Origin of the sequence: Allobosea sp. AK1 (genome assembly GCF_006714945.1) — a bacterium.
Lineage (GTDB): Bacteria > Pseudomonadota > Alphaproteobacteria > Rhizobiales > Beijerinckiaceae > Allobosea > Allobosea robiniae.
Map to the genome: position 1 here is coordinate 2,894,567 of NZ_VFMG01000001.1, position 20,364 is coordinate 2,914,930.

The window sequence follows — 20,364 nt, forward strand, 5'->3', positions numbered from 1 at the left end:
CTAGTATATGAATCGCGAAACAAAGCCTCGGGAGGGCGCGCAATTGACGGTCGGCGGCATCACGGCTGCGGGTTCGGGTTCATCGGGACGGCGCACGGCCGCCGCGGTGATCCGCGATGCGCTGCGCGCCGAGATTGTCTCGCTCGCCATCCCGCCCGGCACCCCGATCGTCGAGAAGGACATCGCCGAGGCCCATGCCGTCAGCCGCACGCCGGTGCGCGAGGCCCTGCTGAAGCTCGCCGACGAGGGGCTGGTCTCGATCTTCCCGCAATCGGGTACTTTCGCCGCGCTGATCCCGTTCCGGGCCCTGCCCGAGGCATTGGTGATCCGCCGTTCGCTGGAAGAGACCTGCGCGAGGCTCGCCGCCCAACATGGCGCCGGCCGGGCCGATGGTCTCGCCCGCATCATGGATGAACTGGCGGCGCGAGCCGATCGCGGCGAGCGCGAGCTCTTCCACCAGTCCGACGATGCCTTTCATGCCGGCATCGCCGAGCTTGCCGGCTATCCCGGCATCTGGCGCTTCACCCAGCAGGTGAAGCTGCAGATGGATCGCTTCCGCCGGCTTACCCTGCCGCAGCAGGGCCGCATGGAGCGCGTGCTGCGCGAGCATGGCGCGGTGGTCGAGGCGATCCGCCGCGGCGATGCGGACGCCGCGGCCCACGCCATGGGCGAGCATCTCGGCAAGCTCTTCGACGACCTCGACGCGGTCGCCGCCCTCAACAGCCCCTATTTCGACATGGGCGACGGTTCGGAGCGGCCACGGCGCGCCGCTCCGCCGGTCGCCCGACTGGAGACGACATGACCATCGACATCCGCCAAGTTTCGCATCCGGAGGCCGTGAAGGGCTTCGACACCGCCGAATTGCGCCGCCATTTCCTGATCGAGACGCTGTTCGTTTCCGGCGAGGTCAAGCTGACCTATAGCCATCTCGACCGCGTCATCGTCGGCGGCGCCATGCCGGCGGGCAAGCCGGTCGTGCTGCCGACGCCGAAGGCGGTCGGGACCGATGCCTTCCTGAAGCGCCGCGAACTCGGCATCGTCAATGTCGGCGGTCCCGGCAAGGTCTCGGTCGGCGGCAAGGATTACGCTCTGGCCAAACGCGATGCGCTCTATGTCGGCAAGGAAGCTGGCGAGGTTTCCTTCGCCAGCGACGATGATGCGAATCCGGCTAAGTTCTACCTGCTCTCCACCCCGGCCCATGCCGTGCACCCGACCACGGTGATCCGCGAAGCGGATGCCAAGACGCTGCATCTCGGCGAGCAGGCCACCGCCAACAAGCGGACGATCCGCCAATACATCATCCCTGGTGTCTGCGAGACCTGCCAGCTCGTGATGGGCGTGACCACGCTGGACGAGGGCAGCATCTGGAACACCATGCCCTCGCACACCCATGACAGGCGCTGCGAGATCTACCTCTATTTCGACGTGCCGGCCGATGCCCGCGTCTTCCATCTGATGGGCGAGCCGCAGGAGACCCGTCATCTCGTCGTCGCCAACGAGCAGGCGATCCTGTCGCCGGGCTGGTCGATCCATTCCGGCGTCGGAACGAAGGCCTATTCCTTCATCTGGGGCATGGGCGGCGACAATGTCGACTACACCGACATGGACATGGTCGCCACCGGGGACCTGCGCTGATGGCCTCGCCCTTCGACCTGACCGGCCGCACGGCGATCGTCACCGGCGCCAATACCGGGCTCGGCCAGGCGATTGCGGTCGCCATGGCTCAGGCGGGGGCCGGCATCGTCGCGGTCGGTCGTTCCAGCATGGCCGAGACGAAGGCGCTGGTGGCGGAAACCGGCAATCCTTTCCATGAGATCACCGCTGATCTGGCAACGCTGGAACCGATCGCAGGCATCGTCGAGCAGGCCGCCGCCGCCGCGAAGGCCGACGGCTCGCGTCTCGACATCCTCGTCAACAATGCCGGCATCATCCGCCGCGCCGATGCCATCGACTTCACCGAGGCCGACTGGGACGCGGTGATGGACGTCAACCTGAAGTCGACCTTCTTCCTGACTCAAGGGGTCGCCAAGCGCATGCTCGCCGACGGCAAGGGCGGCAAGGTCATCAACATCGCCTCGCTGCTCTCCTTCCAGGGCGGCATCCGCATCCCCTCCTATACGGCCTCGAAGAGCGGGCTCGCCGGGTTGACGCGTCTGCTCGCCTGCGAATGGGCGGGGAAGGGCATCAACGTCAACGCGATTGCGCCGGGCTATTTCGTCACCAACAACACGGAAGCCCTGCGCGCCGATCCCGTCCGCAACGAGGCGATCCTCGCGCGCATCCCGGCCGGGCATTGGGGCAAGCCGGAGGAAATCGGCGGCGCCGCCGTGTTCCTCGCCTCCGATGCTGCTGCCTATGTCCACGGCGTCGTTCTGCCGGTCGACGGCGGCTGGCTCGCGCGCTGACGGGGAGGGCCGGACGATGCGCTATAAATTCGATTTCGGCGCCCTCGTCGAGCATTGGCCGGAATTCCTGAGCGGCGCATTGACGACGCTGCAGATGACCGCCTTCGCCGTCGTCTTCGGGCTGGCGATCGGCATTCTCTGCGCCATCGGCCGGCGCAGCGCCTCACCCGCCCTGCAATGGCTCTGTGGCTTCTATGTCGAGACGATCCGCAACACGCCCTACCTGATCCAGATCTTCTTCATCTTCTTCGGGCTCTCGAGCATCGGCATCAAATTGCCGATCCTGGTCGCCGCCGTGCTGACGCTCGTCATCAATGTCGGCGCCTATACCGCCGAGATCGTCCGCGCCGGCATGGACACGATCCATCCCGGCCAGATCGAGGCGGCGCAGGCGCTCGGCCTGTCGCAGCCGCAGATCTACTGGGACGTGATCCTGCGCCCGGCGCTGGAGCGGGTCTATCCGGCGCTCACCAGCCAGTTCGTGCTGATGATGCTGGCCTCCTCGATCACCTCGCAGATCTCCGCCGAGGAGCTGACGGCGGTCGCCAACAACATCCAGTCCTTCACCTTCCGCGCCTTCGAGACCTACATCGTCGTCGCGGTGCTCTATCTCCTGCTCGCCGTCCTCCTGAAGCTCGCCTTCTACGGCTTCGGCCAGATCATCTTCCCGCGCCGCCGGCGCCTCGGCACGGCTCTGTGAGGGTGTGATGGGCGGCTTTACCCTCGTTCACTTCCTCTATCTGCTGCAGGCGACGCTCTGGACGGTCGTGCTGACGGCGCTCGCCTTCGGGCTCGGCAGCCTCGCTGGCTTCGTGGTGATGCTGGCGCGCACGGCGCGGACCCGCTGGATCCGGGCGGTGTCGATGATCTATGTCGACATCATCCAGGGCACGCCGCTGCTGATCGTGCTGTTCCTGATCTATTTCGGCCTCGCCGTGGTGGGGATCGAACTGCCGGCGCTGCTCGCCGCCGCGATCTCGCTGATGATCTATTGCAGCGCCTTCCTCGGCGAGATCTGGCGCGGCTGCGTCCTGTCCGTGCCGCGCACCCAGAGCGAGGCGGCCGAATGCCTCGGCCTGACGCGCTGGCAGACGCTGGTCGACGTCATCCTGCCGCAGGCGATGCGGATCGCGACGCCGCCGACGGTCGGCTTCCTCGTCCAGGTGCTCAAGAACACCTCGCTCGCCTCGGTCGTCGGCTTCGTCGAGCTGACCCGCGCCAGCCAGGTCATCAACAACTCGCTGTTTCAGCCCTTCCTCGTCTTCGGCATCGCGGGCGCCCTCTATTTCGCGCTCTGCTACCCGCTGTCGCGGCTCAGCCGGGCGCTCGAAAGGAAACTCAATGTCGGCCGCCGTCAGCCTGCGTGACGTCCACAAGCGCTTCGGCGAGGTGGAGGTCCTGAAGGGCGTCTCCTTCGACGTAGCGCCGGGCGAGGTCGTGGCCGTCATCGGCCGCTCCGGCTCGGGCAAGTCGACCGCTCTGCGCTGTGTCAACCGGCTGGAGACCATCCAGTCCGGCGAGATCGAGGTCCATGGCCGGCGCGTCGACGATCCCCAGCTCGACCTGCGCGCTTTGCGCCGCGATGTCGGCATGGTCTTCCAGAGCTACAACCTCTTCCCGCATCTGACGGTGGCCGAGAACATCACGCTGGCCCCCCGGCGCGTGCGCAAGACGCCGCAGGCGGAAGCCCGCCATATCGCCGTGGAGGCGCTCGCCCGCGTCGGCCTCTCCGACAAGATCGACGCCTATCCCGAGCAGCTCTCCGGTGGCCAGCAGCAGCGGGTCGCCATCGCCCGCTCGCTGGCGATGGAGCCCAAGGTCATGCTCTTCGACGAAGTCACCTCCGCGCTCGATCCGCATCTCACCGGCGAGGTGCTCAAGGTCATGGAAGCGCTGGCGAAGGGCGGCATGACCATGCTCGTCGTCACCCACGAGATGGCCTTCGCCCGGCGCGTCGCCGACCGCGTCATCTTCATGCACACCGGCAAGGTCTGGGAGACCGGCGCCGGCGAGATGCTCGCAAATCCTCAGACCCCCGAGCTCAGGGAATTCCTCGCCAACGGGCTCTGACGATCCCGCGGCCGTCCGGCCGCCCGACGACCATAACGACAACGAAAAGGGAAACGACCATGACCACGATCACCCGCCGCTCTGCCCTCGGTCTCGCCGCGACCGCCGGCGCCTTCCTTGCCCTGGGCAGCGCAGCCCATGCCGATCAGCTCGCCGACATCAAGAAGGCCGGCAAGATCCGCGTCGCGGTCGCGATGGGCGTGCCGCTCTTCGCCTTCGTCGACGGCCAGCTCAAGCCGACCGGCTCCGATGTCGAGACGGCCAAGCTCATCGCCAAGGATCTCGGCGTCCAGCTCGAGCTGATCGAGATCACCAACGCCGCGCGCGTGCCGACGATCCAGACGCGCAAGGCCGACATCCTCGTTGCCAATCTCGGCATCACCGCCGAGCGCAAGAAGGCGGTCGATTTCTCTGTGCCCTACGCGACGCTGAACATTATCGTCGCCGGTCCCGACGGCGTCGAGATCAAGGACTACAAGGACCTGACCGGCAAGCGCATCGCGGTGACCCGCGCCACCGTCAACGACCAGATGGTGACGCAGAATTCCAAGGGCGCCGAGATCGTCCGTTTCGAGGATGACGCGACGCTGATCACCGCCGTCGTCTCCGGCCAGGTCGACATCGTCTCGACCCAGACCGCCGTGCTCTCGGCGATGAACGAGAAGCGCAGCGGCGCCAAGCTCGCGACCAAGTTCGTGCAGCAGGAGCTTAATCTCGGCATCGCACTGCCGCAGGGCGAGACGGAACTGAAGTCCTGGCTCGACGGCTGGATCAAGAAGAAGGTTGCCGATGGCGAACTCAACGCCGTCTTCAAGAAATTCCACAATCGCGACCTGCCGGCCGACCTGACCCAGCGCAGCTGATCTGCGCCCGCGATCGGCGGCGGGCTTGCGTGCCCGCCGCCGATCCGCAACTCTGCTGGCCAGAGCATCGGCCCGAAAAGTGGCCCGCGGTTTTCGGACAAGGTCGATGCAAAACCAAAGACTGAGAGGATCGGACTGAATAGGATATTCATTCCGATCCTCTCGTCTGAAACGGGTCTTCCATGGCGAACGCGGCCGCTCCGTCCTCCCTCGTTCCGCCGGGCCGTCCCTTCGCGGGCCTCATCCCCAGCCCGATCGGCTTTGGCGGCGCGCCGCTCGGCGATCTCTATGGCCATCTCGACGAGGTGACGGCGCAGGACACGGTCCGTGCCGCGCTCGCGGCCGGCATCAATCTCGTCGATACCTCGCCGCTCTATGGTCATGGCTTGTCCGAGCACCGCATCGGTGCCGCGCTCCGTAGCGTGCCGCGCGACAGCGTCATCATCTCGACCAAGGTCGGGCGCTGGATGCAAGCCGGCGAGCCGAAGCGCGACGGCTCGGGCTATGCCGGCGGCCTGCCGCATCCGGCGGTGATCGACTATTCCTATGATGGCGCGATGCGCTCCTTCGAGCAGTCGTTGCTCAGGCTCGGCACCGACCATATCGACATCCTGCTGATCCACGATGTCGATGTCTGGACCCATGGCGACAGGATGGAGCAGCGCTTCTCCGAGGCGATGGACGGCGCCTATCGCGCGCTGGAGAGGCTGCGCGCGTCCGGCGCGGTGAAGGCGATCGGCGTCGGCGTCAACGAGGCCGAGATGTGCGTTCGCTTCGCCCGGTCAGGCGATTTCGATGTGATGATGCTGGCCGGCCGCTATTCGCTGCTGGAGCAGGGCGCGCTGCCTGAGTTCCTGCCGCTGGCGCTGGAGAAGAAGATCGCGGTGATGCTGGCTGGAGTCTTCAACTCCGGCATTCTCGCGACCGGGGCCAGACCCGGCGCCTTCTACAATTACAAGCCGGCGCCGCCGGAGGTACTGGCGCGCGTCGCCCGGATCGAGGCGGTCTGTGCCAGCCATGGCGTCGCCCTGCCGCAAGCGGCGCTCGCCTTCTGCGCCGCTCATCCGGCGGTGGCGACGATCGTGCTCGGCGCGGTGACGCCGCAGGAGGTCGCCCGCAATCTCGACCTCGTCGCGCGGCCGGTACCGGCCGCGCTCTGGCGCGATCTAAAGGCCGAGGGCCTGCTGGCCGAAGAGGCGCCGGTCCCCGAGGCCTGAGCCTTACTTGGCCGCCGGCCCCGTCGAGCCGAGATAGTCGACCGCGCAGGCGACGTGCAGCTTCATCACCGCGATCGCCTCGTCGATGGTGACATGCTCCTCGTCGGTGCCCATGCTGATCGGGGAGGGGCCGCAGATCAGCGCAGGAACCCCGCGCCAGCGCCAGTAGCGGGTGTCGGTGCCGCCCAGGCTGGAGACCGGCGGGGCGTCATGGCCGAGCAGTTCGCGGATATTGCCGCGCAGGATATTGGCCATCTCGCTGAACGGGTCCGTCAGGCTCGCCGGATAGCTGTGGTCCTCGTTGACCACCATCTCGCAATCGGCCTCGCGGGCGAGGGTTTCGAGATCGGCGCGGATCGCGTCGCGGTCGGAGCCGATCGGGATGCGCATGTCCAGATGGGCGATGCAATGCGTCGGGATCTGCGTCGCCTTCTGCCCGCCCTGCAGGATGCCGACATTGACGGTGATGCGTCGGGCGACGTCACCCGCGCCCTTGCCGAGGTTGAGATCGGCGGCCGCGATCGTCTCCGCCGAGGTCAGCACCGCGTCGATCTCGGGCGGCAGCGCCGCCAGCTTGAGATGGTAGCGGTCATAGATCGCGGTCACGAGCCGGCTCACATCCGCGATCGGGTTGCGCGCCCGGTGGGCATAGCCGCCATGGCCGCCGATGCTCTTGGCCGAGAGCGAGAAGCGCAGCGTGCCCTTCTCGGTGAAGCGCAGATTGGCGAGGCCGCTCGGCTCACCATTGAGGCAGCAATCAGCCTCCATCTCGTCGCCGAATTCATCGAACAGGAACTTGGTGCCGTAGCGCCCGCCCGATTGCTCGTCCGAAACCACGGTCAGGGACAGCGCCCCATTAAGCTTCTCGCGATGCGGATAGAGCTGGCAGAACGCGAGGATCGAGGCGAGCGTCCCGGTCTTCATATCGGAAGCGCCGCGGCCCATGATCTTGCCGTCGATGATCTCGGCTTCCCAGAGCTTCTCGTTGGTGACCGGGAAGATGTCCATATGGCCGTTGAGCATGAGATGACGGCCGGGCTGGCCCGCCTCCCAGCGGCTGATGATGTTCGGCATCTCCGGCACGAAGGCTTCCGTGCGATGCGATACGCCCGCCGCGTCGAGCAATTCGCGCACGAAGGCGGCAGCCTCGCGCGTATCGCCCGGCGGGTTGACGCTCTTGATGCGCAGGAAGCGTTGCAGCAGCGCGATGATCTCGTCGCGGCGCTGATCGATCGCCTGAAGCAGTTCGGCCTTCAGGGCGGCGGTAGTCTCGGACATGGTCGTGGTCTTCTTGGACGGCGTTTCGAAAAGGATGGAGTGCTTAGCTACGGGCGCGGAACGACATCGCCCGCGTGAGATCGGTCTTCTCCAGCCGCGCGGCGACGCAATAGGCGGGATTGAAGACATTGGCGATGTCGTAGCGCACCGCCTGCCCGAGCAGATGGCTCGCCTCGATCGGATCGACGCCGAGAGCCTCGCCGACCCAGCGCAGCAATTCCGTCGTGGCGAATTGCAGCGGCTGGTCGAGCGGGCGCCCGCTCGCGATCACCAGCAGGTCGGTCTCGGTCTCGCAGCGCGGCCAGCGGAGGCCCTGCTTCTTGACGAGCTTCACCGAGAATTCGACCTCGAACGAGGTCTCGACACCGGTGCCGGCGATCTCGCCATCGCCCTGGCAGGCATGGCCGTCGCCGAGGAAGAACAGCGCGCCATCGACGAAGACCGGGAAGGCGATCGTCGCGCCCGGTCCGAACAGGCGATAATCCATATTGCCGCCATTGGCGCCGCTGGTCGCGGTCGAGATCGCCTGGGCGCGTTCCGGCGCGACGCCGAAGCAGCCGAGCATCGGCGCGAGCGGAAAGCTCCAGTCCTTGATCCGGGCGGAGGGCTCGAGCAGCTTCACCGTGCCGGCCTGCGCATCGATCGCCCATTCATAGCGCTCGCGCTTCGGCAATTCGTGCAGCATCGCGGGGTCGAGCACGCCGGGCGCCAATGGCGAATAGGTCCAGCCGGTCTTCCGGTTCGGCGTCATCCGCTCGATCGTGACGAGCAATGCATCGCCCGGCTCGGCGCCGGCAACGAAGAACGGTCCGGTCATCGGGTTGCCGCGCGGGGCATGCTGCGCGCCATCGCCGCCGAAGCCCGCTGCATCGAGCGTGGTCGTGACGACACTGTCGCCGCTGGCGATCTCCAGCACGGGCGGCAGGGTGGCGAGCACGTTCGAATATTGCGTGGGAGCAAAGTGATGGCGCGCCATGGAAACCTTCCTGAGCGGGATTTGCGTCTGTGTCCTGCGGTGACCGTAGGAGCAAGCCGCCGGCTTGAGAAGCACGCGCGGGCGAAGGGGCGCCCTGCATGCTGGTCAGCAGGCGCCGGCGCTGGACAAGACATGTCGATGTCAGGACATGGCGGACAGGGTGCCCGTCGAACTAATCGCCTGCGGTGATCATGGTGGTTCGGAAAGCGCTGTATTTGTAGCCGCTTGCCGCAGGTTTCGTTCAAATCGAGCGGCCTTGGCCCGGATCGATTCGCGCCCGATGTCTGGTCGTATCCGGGTGAGGCGAGGCGTGCGCGATGGCGCGATCAACCGACAAGCTCTCCGCGTCGAGCCGAAACCGGTTGGACGCGAAGAGCCCTGGATTTGTCAGGCTGCGGCACCTGTCCTGCGCGGCAACACCCAGTCCGGGCGGATGAAATGGCAGGTATAACCGTGCGGAATGCGTTCGAGGTAGTCCTGGTGCTCGGGCTCCGCCTCCCAGAAATCACCGACCGGCTCGACTTCGGTGACGACCTTGCCCGGCCACAGTCCCGACGCCTCGACGTCCGCGATCGTATCGAGGGCAACAGCCTTCTGCTCATCGCCGCTGAAATAGATCGCCGAGCGGTAGCTGGTGCCGCGGTCGTTGCCCTGGCGGTTGAGCGTGGTCGGATCGTGGATCTGGAAGAAGAATTCAAGCAATCGGCGATAGCTGGTCTGCGAGGGGTCGAAGGTGATCTCGATCGCCTCGGCATGGGTGCCGTGATGGCGATAGGTCGCATTCGGCACGTCACCGCCGGAGTAACCGACCCGGGTCGAAACCACGCCGGGCAGCTTGCGGATGAGATCCTGCATGCCCCAGAAGCAGCCCCCGGCGAGAACAGCGCGTTCGGTCGTCATCAGATATCCTCCACCTGGTCGAGATAGTCCTTGTAACCCTGCTCGATCATCTCGTCGCGTGGCACGAAGCGCAGCGAGGCCGAGTTGATGCAGTAACGCAGGCCACCGCGATCGCGGGGCCCGTCCGGGAAAACATGGCCGAGATGGCTGTCGCCATGGGTCGAACGCACTTCCGTACGGACCATGCCGTGGCTGTCGTCGCCCAGCTCATTCACGTTCGCCGGTTCGATCGGCTTGGTGAAGCTCGGCCATCCGCAACCCGACTCGTATTTGTCCGATGATGCGAACAGCGGCTCACCCGAGACGATGTCGACATAGATGCCGGGTTCCTTGTTGTGGAGAAGTGCCCCGGTTCCAGGGCGCTCGGTCCCATTCTGCTGGGTGACTCGATATTCCTCGGGCGACAGCCTGGCGATCGCAGCTTCTGTCTTCCTGTAGACTGCCATGGATTTCTCCTTCGAACTCAGGCCCAAGAAATGGGTATTCGTTCCGAAGCTGTCCAATGCACCGCGCCTATAATTTCGATGCTGTCACCGGCGCACCCGCGCAGTTCATGACCACGCATAACGCCCGAGCAGCAATCGAAGCTGCCCTGCGGCGGCTTGACGGGGGATGGCCTTCAGCCTTTCGCTTCGTCATCCGGATGCGGCATTTCGCAGAACTTGCCGCCGAGATAGCGTCCCGCGGGCGATAGCGGGTCGAGTGCCGGGGAGCTGGCTTCGACCTTGGCCCGGAACGGCTCCGAACTGTCCTGCGGGTGATAGCCGAGATGGCCGGCACCGCTATTGTCCACCGCCTTCACCGCGTTGTCGGAGGTGCCGAAGGCGATCGTGTGCCCGACGAAGGGCGCGCTCAGCGCCGCCGTGACGAGGCGCACGCAATCGGCGAAGGACAGATAGGACCAGAGCATCCGGCGATCGGCCGGCTCCGGGAAGGACGAGAAGATGCGCAGGCACGCCGTCTCGATGCCGTGCTTGTCCCAGTAGAGCCGGCTGAGGCTCTCCACGAAGGTCTTGCCGACGCCATAGAGGCAGTCGGGCCGCACCGGCGCATCGACTGGGATATGCGCGCCGATCTCGTGGAAGCCGATCGCGTGGACGGACGAGGCGTAGACGATGCGCTTGACCCCGTGTTTCCGCGCGCCCTCGTAGATGTGATAGGAGCCGCGGATACTGGAATCGAGGATCACCTGCCACTCGCGTTCGGTCGGCGCGCCGCCGAAATGGACGATGGCATCGCATCCTTCGGTCGCGGCGATCGTCGCTTCCATATCGGCGAGGTCGAAGATCGCCGCCTCCTCGTGGGCGGCAAGCGGGCCTAGTGGCTCGCGATCGGCAAGGCGGATCACCCCAGCGAGCGGAGCAAGGCCGGCGCGAAGCTGCGAGCCGAGACGCCCGGCCGCGCCGGTGATCAGGATGCGGTTGTAATGCGGCATGCTATCCTCGCGTCTGACGGCCCCGTCGTGCCAGTGCGGCCATGTTCGGGCCATCCCGGTCGAAGGCCGCAGTGAGGCATCGACAGGCGATCGCTGACAAGCCGCAGCACTGCGCAGGCCGCCATGCCGCTGCCTCTAACGGGGCAACTCACCGCGCCGGGACGCGGCCAGCACATCGGCCACCCGCTCCTCGGACAGGCCATAATCGGCGCGGGCCGCCTCCGCCGAGACATAGCCCAGGGCGAGGTCGCGCTCCACGCTGCTTGCGGGCCGCTCGGCGGATGCGCCATAGCCCGCGCCCCCCGGGAAGGCCATGACGACCTTGCGGCCATGTGGCACGAACTGCTTGCCCTTGCCCTTCATCGCCGTGCCGTCGTCGAGCGCGATGGTGGTCGGCGCGCCGCCGCCGCCGCCGCGCCGGCCGCGGGCGGGATGGTGGACCCGGTCGAACATCGCCTGGATGTCGAACTCGTAGCCCTCCCAGGCGCCGACCTCCATATGCTGCCCGAGGCCGCCGCGATGCTGGCCCTTGCCGCCGGAATCGGGCCGGAGCTCCTTGCGCCAGACGATCACCGGGCCGACCTGCTCGGTCGCCTCGACCGGCATCGTCATCACGCCGGAAGGGAAGGCGGTGGCGTTCATGCCGTCGAGCGCCGGCCGGGCACCGGAGCCGCCCGAATTGAAGGTCAGGACCTCGGCGCGCACGGGATCGGCCGGCCAGGGGCCGTCGCTGCGCGGCCGGAGCGAGACCTGGAAGTTGCAGAGGCTCCCGGCGCCCTCGGCCGGGACGAGGCCGGGCAGGAGCTTGTCGAGCGCGTCGTAGATCGTGTCCGGCACCATATGGCCGATGATGTGGCGCAGCGCCACCGGAGCCGGCCAGACTGCGTTGACGATGGTGTGCTCCGGCGCGGTGATGCGGAACGGCTCCAGCGAGGCGGCGTTGTTCGGGATTTCCGGCGCGATGGCGCATTTCAGCGCGTAGCAGGTATAGGCCTTCGTATAGACCAGCGGGACGTTGATGCCGTTCTTGTCGACGCCGGAGGTGCCGGCCCAGTCGCAGAGCACGCCGTCCGGCTCGATCGAGATCTTCACCTTGAGGTCGATCGGCCGGCTGTAGCCGTCGATCCGCATATGGCCCTCGGCCTCGCCGCGCGGCAGGGCGGCGATCTTGTCGAGCGTTGCCTGGCGCGAATTGGTCAGGATGAAATCCGAGATGCCGGCGAGGTCGGCGAGCCTGAACTCGACCATCATGTCGACTAGCCGGCGATGGCCGATCTCGTTGCAGGTCGCCAGCGCATAGATGTCGCCGACAAGCTGGTCGGGCTCGCGGACATTGCCGCGGATGATCGTGACCAGGGTCTCGTTGACCGTGCCGCGGTCGACGAACTTCATGATCGGGATATGCAGGCCTTCCTCATAGACCGAGTTGGCATCGGCACCGAAGCCGCGCCCGCCGATATCGACGATATGGGCCGTGCAGGCGAAGAAGCCGACATGGCGGCCCTGGTGGAAGGACGGGCTGACGACGGTGATGTCGTGCAGGTGGCCGGTGCCCTCCCAGGGGTTGTTGGTGATGTAGACATCACCCTCGGCGATATTCTCGCGCCCGATGCGGCGGATGAAATGGGCAACGGCATCGGCCATGGCGTTGACGTGGCCGGGCGTGCCGGTCACCGCCTGCGCCAGCATCTCGCCTTTCTCGTTGTAGACGCCAGCGGAAAGGTCTCCCGCCTCGCGCACCGAGGTCGAGAAGGAGGTGCGGATCAGCGCCTGGGCCTGTTCCTCGACGACCGAGATCAGGCGGTTCCACATGACCTGATAGGCGACCTTGGAGATCTCAGACATGGGCGGGCTCCTTCCGCGCGGCGACGGCAGCGGCGGGTGCGGCTTCGGCAAGGCGGATGTCGATGCAGCCGTCGTTCAGCGTGACGGCAAAGCGGCTCGACGGCAGGATGATGGTGGTCTCGTCCTCGGTGACGATGCCGGGGCCGCTGATCCGGCTGCCGGCGGGCAGGGCGGTGCGGCTATGGGCTTCAGCCTCGACGCGGCGGCCGAGCCCGGCATCGAAGACGGAGCGGCTGCCCTCAGCCGGGGCTTCGCGCATCTGCGAGACCGGAGCGACCGGAGCAACCGCCTCCTGTGGCGTATGCGCGTTGACCGACCAGACGGTGATCTCGGCCGCGAGGCCCTTCACCGTGCGTCCGAAAAGATTGGCGTATTCGTGCTCGAAGCGCTGGAGGATGACGGCCGGATCGGCGGCGCGAGCCTCTTCCGGCGTCAGGATCACCGGGATTTCCCAGCCCTGGCCGGCATAGCGCATGTAGATCTTGTACTCGGCCTGGATCGCACCGGCCCAGCCGCAGGAGCGCACCACCCGCGTCGCTTCCTCTTCCATCTCGTCGAAGAGTTTGGTGACACGCGTCGTGTCGAACTGCGCAAGCCGCATGAACAGCGTGCGGTTGGCCTCGAAGCTGAACGGCGCCCTGAGGAAGCCGATCGCCGAGCCGACGCCAGCGCCGGGCGGCACGAGGCAGCGCGCAATCCCGAGCTTTTCGCAAAGGCGGCCGGCATGCAGCGGGGCGGCGCCGCCGAAGGCGATCATCGTGTATTCCGAGAGGTCCTCGCCGTTCTCAACGGCATGGACGCGGGCGGCGTTGGCCATGTTCTCGTCGACGACCTCGGCGACACCCCAGGCGCTTTCCTGGGCGTCCATGCCCAGCCTGCCGCCGATCTCCGACGTCAGCGCCGCAGCCGACTGGTCGGCAAAGAGGGGGATCGTGCCGGCTGCAAAGTTGTCCGGATCGATCTTGCCGAGGATGACGTCGGCATCGGTCACGGCCGGGCGCTTGCCGCCGCGGCCGTAGCAGGCCGGGCCGGGCTCGGAGCCCGCGCTTTCCGGCCCGACGCGGATCTGGTTCATCGAGTCGACATGGGCGAGGCTGCCGCCGCCGGCCCCGATCTCGACCATGTCGATCACGGGGATCGAGATCGGCATGCCCGAGCCCTTCTTGAACCGGTAGGTCCGGGCGACCTCGAAGACGCGGGCGGTCTTGGGCGTATAGTTCTTGATCAGGCAGATCTTGGCGGTGGTGCCGCCCATGTCGAAGGAGAGCACCTTCTTCAGCCCGTGCCGCGCGGCGATGTCGGCGGCGAAGACGGCGCCGCCTGCCGGGCCGGATTCGACGAGGCGGACCGGGAATTCCGAGGCGCTCTCCAGCGAGATGATGCCGCCGCCCGAATGCATCAGGAAGATCGGGCAGGAAGCGCCCTCGGCTGCCAGTCGCCCCTTGAGCCGGACGAGATAGCTCTTCATCAGCGGCTTGATGAAAGCGTTGGCGATCGTCGTGTTGAAGCGCTCGTATTCCCGCATCTGCGGCGAGACTTCCGATGAGAGCGAAACCATCGCGCCCGGCAGGCGCGCAGTCAGCACCTCCTGGATCAGGCGCTCATGCGCGTCGTTGACATAGGAATGCAGCAGCCCGACCGCCACGCTCTCGTAGCCAGCTTCGCGCAATTCATCGACGAGGGTCTCGACCGCGGTGCGATCGAGCGGGATCAGGACGTTGCCGCGCGCATCCATGCGCTCCTTGACCGTGTAGCGGCGGTTGCGCGGCAGCAGCGGTTCCGGCAGCGTCAGGTTGAGGTCGTATTGCTCGAAGCGGCTTTCGGTGCGCATCTCGATGACGTCGCGAAAGCCTTCGGTGGTGATGAGAGCGGTCTTGGCGCCGCGTCGCTCGATCAGCGCATTGGTCGCCAGCGTCGTGCCATGGATGATCTGCCCGATCGCCGAGGCCGCGATGCCGGCCTTCTCGCAGACACGGTGCATGCCTTCGATGATCGCATCCTCAGGGGCAGTATACGTGGTCAGGACCTTGGTCGAGAACCGCTGTCCGCCCTGCTCGAGCACGACATCCGTGAAGGTTCCCCCGATATCGACGCCCAGTCGGGCCCCGAGAATGGACATGGCTTACGCGCCTCCGTTGTCTGATGAGGCGAGGATGGAATGTGGCATCGATGTCGTCGAATTATTATTATCTATGATATTTGATAAAGGATATTTATCAGTTGGGTCCGCGCTCGGCGTGTTCGACGGGCTGCCGGGCATCGCCCTGATGATGCCGCGTTGCCCGCTCGCTGGCGAGTTCGGCCGCCCGCTTGAGCAGGAAACTGGCAGGCGTATGGGCGTATGAGGCCGTGAAGATCAAAGCGCTCGGCTTCCATTCGTAGGGGAACTCGACGAGCTCTCCGGTGTCGAGAAGCTTCTCCACCAGCGTCCGCGACATCGGCGCGATCCCGAGGCCGTCGATGGTCATCTGCAGGCTGGCTGCGAGGCTGCTCGACGGCACGATCCGGACCGGCCTCTCCCAGTTGTCGCGGAAATGCGCCGAGAGCTCGACGAAATGGCGTGTGTTGCGCGCATGGGTCAGGATCGTGTGCGAGGCCATCGTCGCCAGTTCGGAGCCGGTGAGCCCAAGCTGCGGCGAGGCCACCCACAGATAGGGCACGGAGCCGAGATCGACATTGGTGATGTTGAAGTTCGAGATCGGGCCGTTCAGCAGGCACAGGTCGAGCGATCGCGACACCAGCTCCTCGCGCAGGTTGATCGTCAGGTCGACCCTGAGCTCGACATCGACATTCGGAAAGACCTGCCTGAGGTCGAGCAGATAGTCGCGGAGCCAGGTCTGGGCGATGAGCTCGGCGACGCCGAGCCTGAGGATGCCGATCTGCTGGTCGGAGCGGATCGATTGCTGCGAGAACTCCTCCGAGGCCTGCAGCACCCGCTCGGCCTGGCCGAGCAGCGAATGGCCGATCGGCGTCAGCGCGACCGAGCCGGAATCGCGGTGGAACAGCCTGACGCCCAGGACGGATTCGAGCTGCGAGATGCGCACGGAAATGTTCGGCTGGGTCGTGTTCAGACGCTCGGCCGTCGCCCGGAAGCTGCCGAGCTTGGCCACCCAGACGAAACTTTCGAGCTGCTTCAGCGTCCAGTTCGGCATCGCTTATTTCCGGCATAGCCGCGCGAGCAGATAATGGCGGCATATCCTCGATAAAGAAAATGCATCGCGAAAACAGCAAAATTCAATTGGCTGCTATCGGCGGAACGCGGTGGACTATCGTTAGCCGTCGATCGGGCTTCGGCTCGGCTCCGGCTCCAAACGCGCATGGATGTCTCCACAGCGCGACAAGAACGAGGGGAACCATGAACCGCAGAGCTTTGATCGCCTCCGCCGCCCTTGCCCTGAGCATCGGGTTTGCCGTTCCCGCCAGCGCCCAGACGAGCTGGACCATGGCCTCGGGCTATCCGGAAAGCAGCTTCTTCACCCAGAACATCCGGGAGATGATCAAGGAGATCGAGCAGAAGAGCGGCGGCAAGCTCAAGATCGACCTGCGCTCGAACGACAGCCTGATCAAGCTCGACGCGGTCAAGCGCGCCGTCCAGTCCGGCCAGATCCAGATCGGCGAGATCCGCCTCGGCGTCTACGGCAACGAGGCGGCGATGTACAATCTCGACAACATCCCCGGCGTCGCCACGACCTATGACCAGGCGACCAAGCTGACGCAGGCGCAGGCGCCGTTCTTCGAGGCGATGTTCAAGAAGAGCGGCCTTCGCGCCATCACCTATGTCGCCTGGCCGGGGCAGGGCTTCTATACCAAGGCCGAGCTCAAGGGGCTGGCGGACCTGAAGGGCCAGAAGCTGCGCATCTATTCGAAGCAGACGCAGATCATGGGCGAAAAGCTCGGCATGGAAGCGCTGATCCTGCCCTTCGCCGAAGTGCCCCAGGCCTTCTCGACCGGCATGATCCAGTCGCTCTGGACCAGCGCCCAGACCGGCACCGACGTCCAAATTTGGGACTACGTCAAGCACTTCACCTATACCGGCACGATGCACAATAAGAATGCGATCCTGGTCAACGAGCGCGCCTTCCGCCAGCTCGACGCCGCGACGCAGAAGGTGGTGCTGGAGGCCGGCGAGGCCGCCACGAAGCGCGGCTGGGAACTCTCCAAGAAGGCCGGCGAGGAACGCGAAGGCGTGCTCAAGAGCCATGGTGTGACGATCGCCCAGTCTCCGAAGGACATCCTCGACGCCATCGAGGCGGCCGGAAAGGGCATGGTCGCCGACTGGCTGGGCACCGCCACGGCCGAGGAGAAGGCCGTCTATGAAAACTACCAGAAGAGCCTGAAGTAACCGGCTTCCGCGCGCCACTCTTTCAATCAAATCATGGCCAGTGGGGTGACCGGTGATACGCGGAGTTCTCGACAGGTTCTATGAAGCGTGCGGCTACATCGCCGCCGCCTTCATGGTCGGCATCGGGCTGGCCATCGTCACCCAGATCGTGGGGCGCATGCGCGGCGTCACCGTGGACGCGACCGAAGCGGCGGGCCTGTGCCTGGCGGCGTCGACCTTCTTCGGCCTCGCCCATACCTTCCGGCGTGGTGGGCATGTGCGGATCAACCTGATCGTCGACCGCCTGCCGCAACGCTGGCGGCACGGCGTCGAGGTCTTCAACTGCCTGCTCGGCACGGTCGTCGTGTCGTTCCTCGCCTGGCATGTCGCATCGCTGGCGCTGCAGTCGCGCGAGTTCAACGATGTCAGCCCCGGCCTGCTGGCGATGCCGTTCTGGATTCCGCAGACCGGCGTCGCCATCGGCATCGCCGCCCTGGCGATCGCCTTCATCGACGAGCTGATCTGGCTCCTCGCCGGCGGCAAGCCGCGCTACGAGGCGCCCGACGAGATCGAGCTCGACAGGCCGGTGGCATAGGGGCCGATCATGGACACGACCGTTCTCGCCTCGCTGGTCCTCGCCAGCTCGCTCCTCCTGCTGCTCGCCAGCGGCGTCTGGGTCGCACTCTCGCTCCTCACCGTCGGCATGGTGATGATGGGGCTCTTCACCACCGCGCCGATGGGTTCGCTGATCGCGTCCACGCTCTGGGATTCGAGCTGGGGCTGGGCGCTGACCTCGCTGCCGCTCTTCATCTGGATGGGCGAGATCCTGTTCCGCTCGAAATTGTCGGCGGACATGTTCCAGGGGCTCGCGCCCTGGGTCTCGCGGCTGCCGGGCCGGCTGCTCCATGTCAACGTGCTCGGCTGCGGCATCATGGCGGCGGTCGCCGGCTCATCGGCTGTGACCTGCGCCACGATCGGCCGGATCAGCGTGCCCGAGCTGGAGAAGCGCGGCTATCCGCTCAACATGACGATCGGAACGCTCGCGGGCTCCGGCACGCTCGGCCTGCTGATTCCGCCCTCGATCATCATGATCGTCTACGGCGTCACGGCAGAGGTCTCGATCGCGCGGCTCTTCATCGCCGGCGTCCTGCCCGGCATCCTGCTGATGGCACTGTTCATGGGCTACACGGCAATCTGGAGCCTGCTCAACCCGGGCAAGATGCCGCCGGCCGAGCCCCCGGTGCCGTTCCTGGAGAAGATCTACCGCTCGCGGCGCCTGATCCCGGTGGCGTTGCTGATCGCCTCTGTCGTCGGCTCGATCTATGGCGGCATCGCCACCCCCACGGAGGCCGCGACCATCGGTGTGATCGGGGCGCTGATCCTGGCGGCGGTCGGCGGCGGGCTGACGCGTGCGAGCTTCATGGACGGCTTGATGGCAGCCATGCGGACCTCCTGCATGATCTCCTTCATCATCGCCTGCGCCGCCTGCCTGACGATCGCCGTCGCCTTCGTCGACATTCCCCGCTCGCTCGCGGGCTGGGTCGATGCCATGCATCTGTCGCCCTATGCGCTTCTGGCGGTGCTGGCCGTGTTCATGCTGATCCTCGGGTGTTTCCTCGAGGGCATCTCGATCATCGTGCTGACCTCCTCGGTGATGCTGCCGATGGTGCAGGCGGCCGGCATCGACCTGCTCTGGTTCGGCATCTTCGTGGTGATCCTGATCGAGGCGGCGCAGATCACCCCGCCCGTCGGCTTCAACCTGTTCGTGCTGCAGAGCATCACCGGCAAGGACATCCTTGCCGTGACGAAGGCGGCGGTTCCTTATTTCTTCGTGCTGATGCTGCTGCTGGTCCTGATCACGGCGTTCCCGCAGATCGTCACCATCCTGCCGAAGATGATGACGGGATAAACCCGGGGCAAATGCGATGATCCGCTCCTGGCCGCCTGCGGCGGCCAGCTTTGGGGACAACGCAAACTGGCGACGAACCTCCGAATGGCGGCGAGAGCGAATGTCGCGCGCCGGAACCGTTGGCGTCAGCTTGTGGCGAAGCCCCAGGCTCGGCTCCTGGGGCAAACCCGAATGGCATCGCCTCGAGGCTGATTCCGACCCGGAACACTGTCGAACGCAAGTGACAGTCGGGTCATCGCTGGGGGCAGCACGACACTGAGCTATCGATACCGTCATCGAAACATATGCTGAGTGTCGAAAAGTATGGCGGACAGGGCGGGATTCGAACCCGCGATACGGTTTCCCGTATACACACTTTCCAGGCGTGCGCCTTCAACCACTCGGCCACCTGTCCGGCGCGCTGCTTATGACTGCCGGCCCGTGATCTTTCAAGGGCCGAGATGCAGGGTTTTGCACAATCCCGGTAAATCGCGGGTCATCGGTTGCGATCTGCGGCCAGCATGGTCACATCTGGGCACCGAAGCGGTGCGCCGGCCGGACGTTTTGCGGCGTGGATTGCGATAGGGAGCGGATGGTGAGGTTTCTTCTCCGGTTGATCGGCTATGTGTTCGTCGCGGCCGGCTTCGTCGCGCTGGTGATCGATGGGGCCCGCTCGATCGCGAATGCCGGATTGCGCTTCATGCCGGTCAGCGAGGCCCTGATCGCTCTCGTTCAGGAGCGCTACCAGCTGATCCAGCCGGCGATCGAGCGCAACATTCACCCCTGGCTCTGGGACCCGCTGCTGCTGACGGTGTTGCGGGCGCCGGCGGCCGTCGTCGCCCTCCTGCTCGGCTTCGCGCTACTCTGGCTCGGACGGCGCCAGGAGGCGGCCATCGGCATCGTCACGCGTCGGTGATGGCGCCCCTTGCGCCCAGGCCCCTGTGATAGCGAGAGACGCAGGCTTTAAGCGTCGAGCTCGAACGAAACGGAGCGAATGACGTTCTCCCTGCGCTATCGGGCGAAGAACCCGGCCGGCTATTGCGGCCTGGGCGGCACCGGCGTGGCTTGCCAGATTGGCTTGGCGTCGAAGCCTGACGACAAGGGGAGGCAACGCCTCCCCCTTCTTTTCGATGTGTTTAGTTCCTGATATGTTCTTGCGTTGTCGT

Annotated in this window: 21 protein-coding genes and 1 tRNA gene; 13 read left to right on the forward strand and 9 right to left on the reverse strand. The window is 65.9% G+C overall.

From position 1 onward, the window contains the following. The first annotated feature begins 7 nt into the window (after positions 1 to 7). The 8 genes from FHT98_RS14255 to FHT98_RS14290 all read left to right on the forward strand — a co-directional run bounded on the left by FHT98_RS14255 (position 8) and on the right by FHT98_RS14290 (position 6,555). Entirely contained in the window at positions 8 to 802 is a 795-nt protein-coding gene (locus FHT98_RS14255) for a GntR family transcriptional regulator (protein WP_142114433.1), read from the forward strand. Next, positions 799 to 1,635, forward strand: coding sequence for a 5-dehydro-4-deoxy-D-glucuronate isomerase (gene kduI / locus FHT98_RS14260; RefSeq protein WP_142114434.1), 837 nt, complete (start codon positions 799 to 801; stop codon positions 1,633 to 1,635). Before FHT98_RS14255 ends, kduI begins: the two co-directional genes overlap by 4 nt. Next, positions 1,635 to 2,405, forward strand: a complete 771-nt coding sequence (gene kduD / locus FHT98_RS14265) for a 2-dehydro-3-deoxy-D-gluconate 5-dehydrogenase KduD (protein ID WP_142114435.1) — start codon at positions 1,635 to 1,637, stop codon at positions 2,403 to 2,405. Before kduI ends, kduD begins: the two co-directional genes overlap by 1 nt. 16 nt (positions 2,406 to 2,421) lie before the next feature. After that, positions 2,422 to 3,105 carry an amino acid ABC transporter permease gene (locus FHT98_RS14270; RefSeq protein WP_061971804.1) on the forward strand — a complete coding sequence of 228 codons (684 nt, stop codon included), beginning with the start codon at positions 2,422 to 2,424 and terminating at the stop codon, positions 3,103 to 3,105. 7 nt (positions 3,106 to 3,112) lie between these two features. Next, positions 3,113 to 3,772 (forward strand): amino acid ABC transporter permease, encoded by a 660-nt coding sequence (locus FHT98_RS14275; RefSeq protein ID WP_113586299.1) that lies wholly within the window; start codon positions 3,113 to 3,115, stop codon positions 3,770 to 3,772. After that, on the forward strand, positions 3,747 to 4,475 hold the full coding sequence (locus tag FHT98_RS14280; RefSeq protein ID WP_061971808.1) for an amino acid ABC transporter ATP-binding protein: 729 nt from the start codon (positions 3,747 to 3,749) through the stop codon (positions 4,473 to 4,475). Before FHT98_RS14275 ends, FHT98_RS14280 begins: the two co-directional genes overlap by 26 nt. A gap of 59 nt (positions 4,476 to 4,534) precedes the next feature. Beyond that, positions 4,535 to 5,338 (forward strand): transporter substrate-binding domain-containing protein, encoded by an 804-nt coding sequence (locus tag FHT98_RS14285; RefSeq protein WP_113586298.1) that lies wholly within the window; start codon positions 4,535 to 4,537, stop codon positions 5,336 to 5,338. 182 nt (positions 5,339 to 5,520) lie between these two features. After that, positions 5,521 to 6,555 carry an aldo/keto reductase gene (locus FHT98_RS14290; protein ID WP_142114436.1) on the forward strand — a complete coding sequence of 345 codons (1,035 nt, stop codon included), beginning with the start codon at positions 5,521 to 5,523 and terminating at the stop codon, positions 6,553 to 6,555. Between the two features lie 3 nt (positions 6,556 to 6,558). Here the strand turns inward: FHT98_RS14290 and FHT98_RS14295 are convergent, their stop codons facing one another. From FHT98_RS14295 to FHT98_RS14330, 8 genes are all read right to left on the reverse strand, one after another. Next, on the reverse strand, positions 6,559 to 7,833 hold the full coding sequence (locus FHT98_RS14295) for a M20/M25/M40 family metallo-hydrolase (protein WP_162766340.1): 1,275 nt from the start codon (positions 7,831 to 7,833) through the stop codon (positions 6,559 to 6,561). 43 nt (positions 7,834 to 7,876) lie between these two features. Continuing rightward, positions 7,877 to 8,809, reverse strand: coding sequence for an acetamidase/formamidase family protein (locus FHT98_RS14300; protein WP_113586370.1), 933 nt, complete (start codon positions 8,807 to 8,809; stop codon positions 7,877 to 7,879). 387 nt (positions 8,810 to 9,196) lie between these two features. Next, the gene (msrA, locus tag FHT98_RS14305; protein ID WP_061971817.1) at positions 9,197 to 9,709 is read right to left on the reverse strand and encodes a peptide-methionine (S)-S-oxide reductase MsrA; all 513 of its coding nucleotides are present in this window, start codon (positions 9,707 to 9,709) and stop codon (positions 9,197 to 9,199) included. Then, positions 9,709 to 10,155 carry a peptide-methionine (R)-S-oxide reductase MsrB gene (gene msrB / locus FHT98_RS14310; protein WP_113586369.1) on the reverse strand — a complete coding sequence of 149 codons (447 nt, stop codon included), beginning with the start codon at positions 10,153 to 10,155 and terminating at the stop codon, positions 9,709 to 9,711. Before msrB ends, msrA begins: the two co-directional genes overlap by 1 nt. A gap of 173 nt (positions 10,156 to 10,328) precedes the next feature. Continuing rightward, positions 10,329 to 11,144 (reverse strand): NAD-dependent epimerase/dehydratase family protein, encoded by an 816-nt coding sequence (locus tag FHT98_RS14315; protein WP_142114437.1) that lies wholly within the window; start codon positions 11,142 to 11,144, stop codon positions 10,329 to 10,331. Positions 11,145 to 11,279: 135 nt separating this feature from the next. Continuing rightward, positions 11,280 to 12,989, reverse strand: coding sequence for a hydantoinase B/oxoprolinase family protein (locus FHT98_RS14320; protein ID WP_185745167.1), 1,710 nt, complete (start codon positions 12,987 to 12,989; stop codon positions 11,280 to 11,282). Continuing rightward, complete coding sequence (locus FHT98_RS14325; RefSeq protein ID WP_142114438.1) at positions 12,982 to 15,108, reverse strand: hydantoinase/oxoprolinase family protein; 2,127 nt, start codon at positions 15,106 to 15,108, stop codon at positions 12,982 to 12,984. Before FHT98_RS14325 ends, FHT98_RS14320 begins: the two co-directional genes overlap by 8 nt. A gap of 97 nt (positions 15,109 to 15,205) precedes the next feature. Continuing rightward, positions 15,206 to 16,141, reverse strand: a complete 936-nt coding sequence (locus tag FHT98_RS14330; protein ID WP_142114439.1) for a LysR family transcriptional regulator — start codon at positions 16,139 to 16,141, stop codon at positions 15,206 to 15,208. A 203-nt stretch (positions 16,142 to 16,344) separates the two neighbouring features. Between FHT98_RS14330 and FHT98_RS14335 the strand changes: the two genes are divergently transcribed. The 3 genes from FHT98_RS14335 to FHT98_RS14345 are packed head-to-tail and all read left to right on the forward strand — an operon-like array spanning position 16,345 to position 19,219. Continuing rightward, positions 16,345 to 17,331, forward strand: coding sequence for a TRAP transporter substrate-binding protein (locus FHT98_RS14335; protein ID WP_142114440.1), 987 nt, complete (start codon positions 16,345 to 16,347; stop codon positions 17,329 to 17,331). 52 nt (positions 17,332 to 17,383) lie between these two features. Then, positions 17,384 to 17,905: a TRAP transporter small permease gene (locus FHT98_RS14340; RefSeq protein ID WP_142114441.1), complete on the forward strand. Its 522-nt coding sequence runs from the start codon at positions 17,384 to 17,386 to the stop codon at positions 17,903 to 17,905. A 9-nt stretch (positions 17,906 to 17,914) separates the two neighbouring features. Continuing rightward, positions 17,915 to 19,219, forward strand: a complete 1,305-nt coding sequence (locus FHT98_RS14345) for a TRAP transporter large permease (RefSeq protein ID WP_113586290.1) — start codon at positions 17,915 to 17,917, stop codon at positions 19,217 to 19,219. Positions 19,220 to 19,523: 304 nt separating this feature from the next. Here the strand turns inward: FHT98_RS14345 and FHT98_RS14350 are convergent. After that, a tRNA-Ser gene (locus FHT98_RS14350) sits at positions 19,524 to 19,613 on the reverse strand. A 180-nt stretch (positions 19,614 to 19,793) separates the two neighbouring features. On the opposite strand from FHT98_RS14350, the gene FHT98_RS14355 reads away from it, so the two are divergent. Together FHT98_RS14355 and FHT98_RS26205 are read left to right on the forward strand one after the other, a co-directional pair. Continuing rightward, on the forward strand, positions 19,794 to 20,114 hold the full coding sequence (locus tag FHT98_RS14355) for a hypothetical protein (RefSeq protein WP_465246910.1): 321 nt from the start codon (positions 19,794 to 19,796) through the stop codon (positions 20,112 to 20,114). A gap of 78 nt (positions 20,115 to 20,192) precedes the next feature. Further along, positions 20,193 to 20,345, forward strand: a complete 153-nt coding sequence (locus tag FHT98_RS26205) for a hypothetical protein (protein ID WP_162766339.1) — start codon at positions 20,193 to 20,195, stop codon at positions 20,343 to 20,345. Positions 20,346 to 20,364: the final 19 nt, after the last annotated feature.

Excerpts from the sequence above, each read along its gene's own strand:
- FHT98_RS14255 (WP_142114433.1), top strand. The coding sequence starts at position 8 with ATGAATCGCGAAACAAAGCCTCGGGAGGGCGCGCAATTGACGGTCGGC.
- kduI (WP_142114434.1), top strand. The coding sequence starts at position 799 with ATGACCATCGACATCCGCCAAGTTTCGCATCCGGAGGCCGTGAAGGGC.
- kduD (WP_142114435.1), top strand. The coding sequence starts at position 1,635 with ATGGCCTCGCCCTTCGACCTGACCGGCCGCACGGCGATCGTCACCGGC.
- FHT98_RS14270 (WP_061971804.1), top strand. The coding sequence starts at position 2,422 with ATGCGCTATAAATTCGATTTCGGCGCCCTCGTCGAGCATTGGCCGGAA.
- FHT98_RS14275 (WP_113586299.1), top strand. The coding sequence starts at position 3,113 with ATGGGCGGCTTTACCCTCGTTCACTTCCTCTATCTGCTGCAGGCGACG.
- FHT98_RS14280 (WP_061971808.1), top strand. The coding sequence starts at position 3,747 with ATGTCGGCCGCCGTCAGCCTGCGTGACGTCCACAAGCGCTTCGGCGAG.
- FHT98_RS14285 (WP_113586298.1), top strand. The coding sequence starts at position 4,535 with ATGACCACGATCACCCGCCGCTCTGCCCTCGGTCTCGCCGCGACCGCC.
- FHT98_RS14290 (WP_142114436.1), top strand. The coding sequence starts at position 5,521 with ATGGCGAACGCGGCCGCTCCGTCCTCCCTCGTTCCGCCGGGCCGTCCC.
- FHT98_RS14295 (WP_162766340.1), bottom strand. The coding sequence starts at position 7,833 with ATGTCCGAGACTACCGCCGCCCTGAAGGCCGAACTGCTTCAGGCGATC.
- FHT98_RS14300 (WP_113586370.1), bottom strand. The coding sequence starts at position 8,809 with ATGGCGCGCCATCACTTTGCTCCCACGCAATATTCGAACGTGCTCGCC.
- msrA (WP_061971817.1), bottom strand. The coding sequence starts at position 9,709 with ATGACGACCGAACGCGCTGTTCTCGCCGGGGGCTGCTTCTGGGGCATG.
- msrB (WP_113586369.1), bottom strand. The coding sequence starts at position 10,155 with ATGGCAGTCTACAGGAAGACAGAAGCTGCGATCGCCAGGCTGTCGCCC.
- FHT98_RS14315 (WP_142114437.1), bottom strand. The coding sequence starts at position 11,144 with ATGCCGCATTACAACCGCATCCTGATCACCGGCGCGGCCGGGCGTCTC.
- FHT98_RS14320 (WP_185745167.1), bottom strand. The coding sequence starts at position 12,989 with ATGTCTGAGATCTCCAAGGTCGCCTATCAGGTCATGTGGAACCGCCTG.
- FHT98_RS14325 (WP_142114438.1), bottom strand. The coding sequence starts at position 15,108 with ATGTCCATTCTCGGGGCCCGACTGGGCGTCGATATCGGGGGAACCTTC.
- FHT98_RS14330 (WP_142114439.1), bottom strand. The coding sequence starts at position 16,141 with ATGCCGAACTGGACGCTGAAGCAGCTCGAAAGTTTCGTCTGGGTGGCC.
- FHT98_RS14335 (WP_142114440.1), top strand. The coding sequence starts at position 16,345 with ATGAACCGCAGAGCTTTGATCGCCTCCGCCGCCCTTGCCCTGAGCATC.
- FHT98_RS14345 (WP_113586290.1), top strand. The coding sequence starts at position 17,915 with ATGGACACGACCGTTCTCGCCTCGCTGGTCCTCGCCAGCTCGCTCCTC.
- FHT98_RS26205 (WP_162766339.1), top strand. The coding sequence starts at position 20,193 with ATGACGTTCTCCCTGCGCTATCGGGCGAAGAACCCGGCCGGCTATTGC.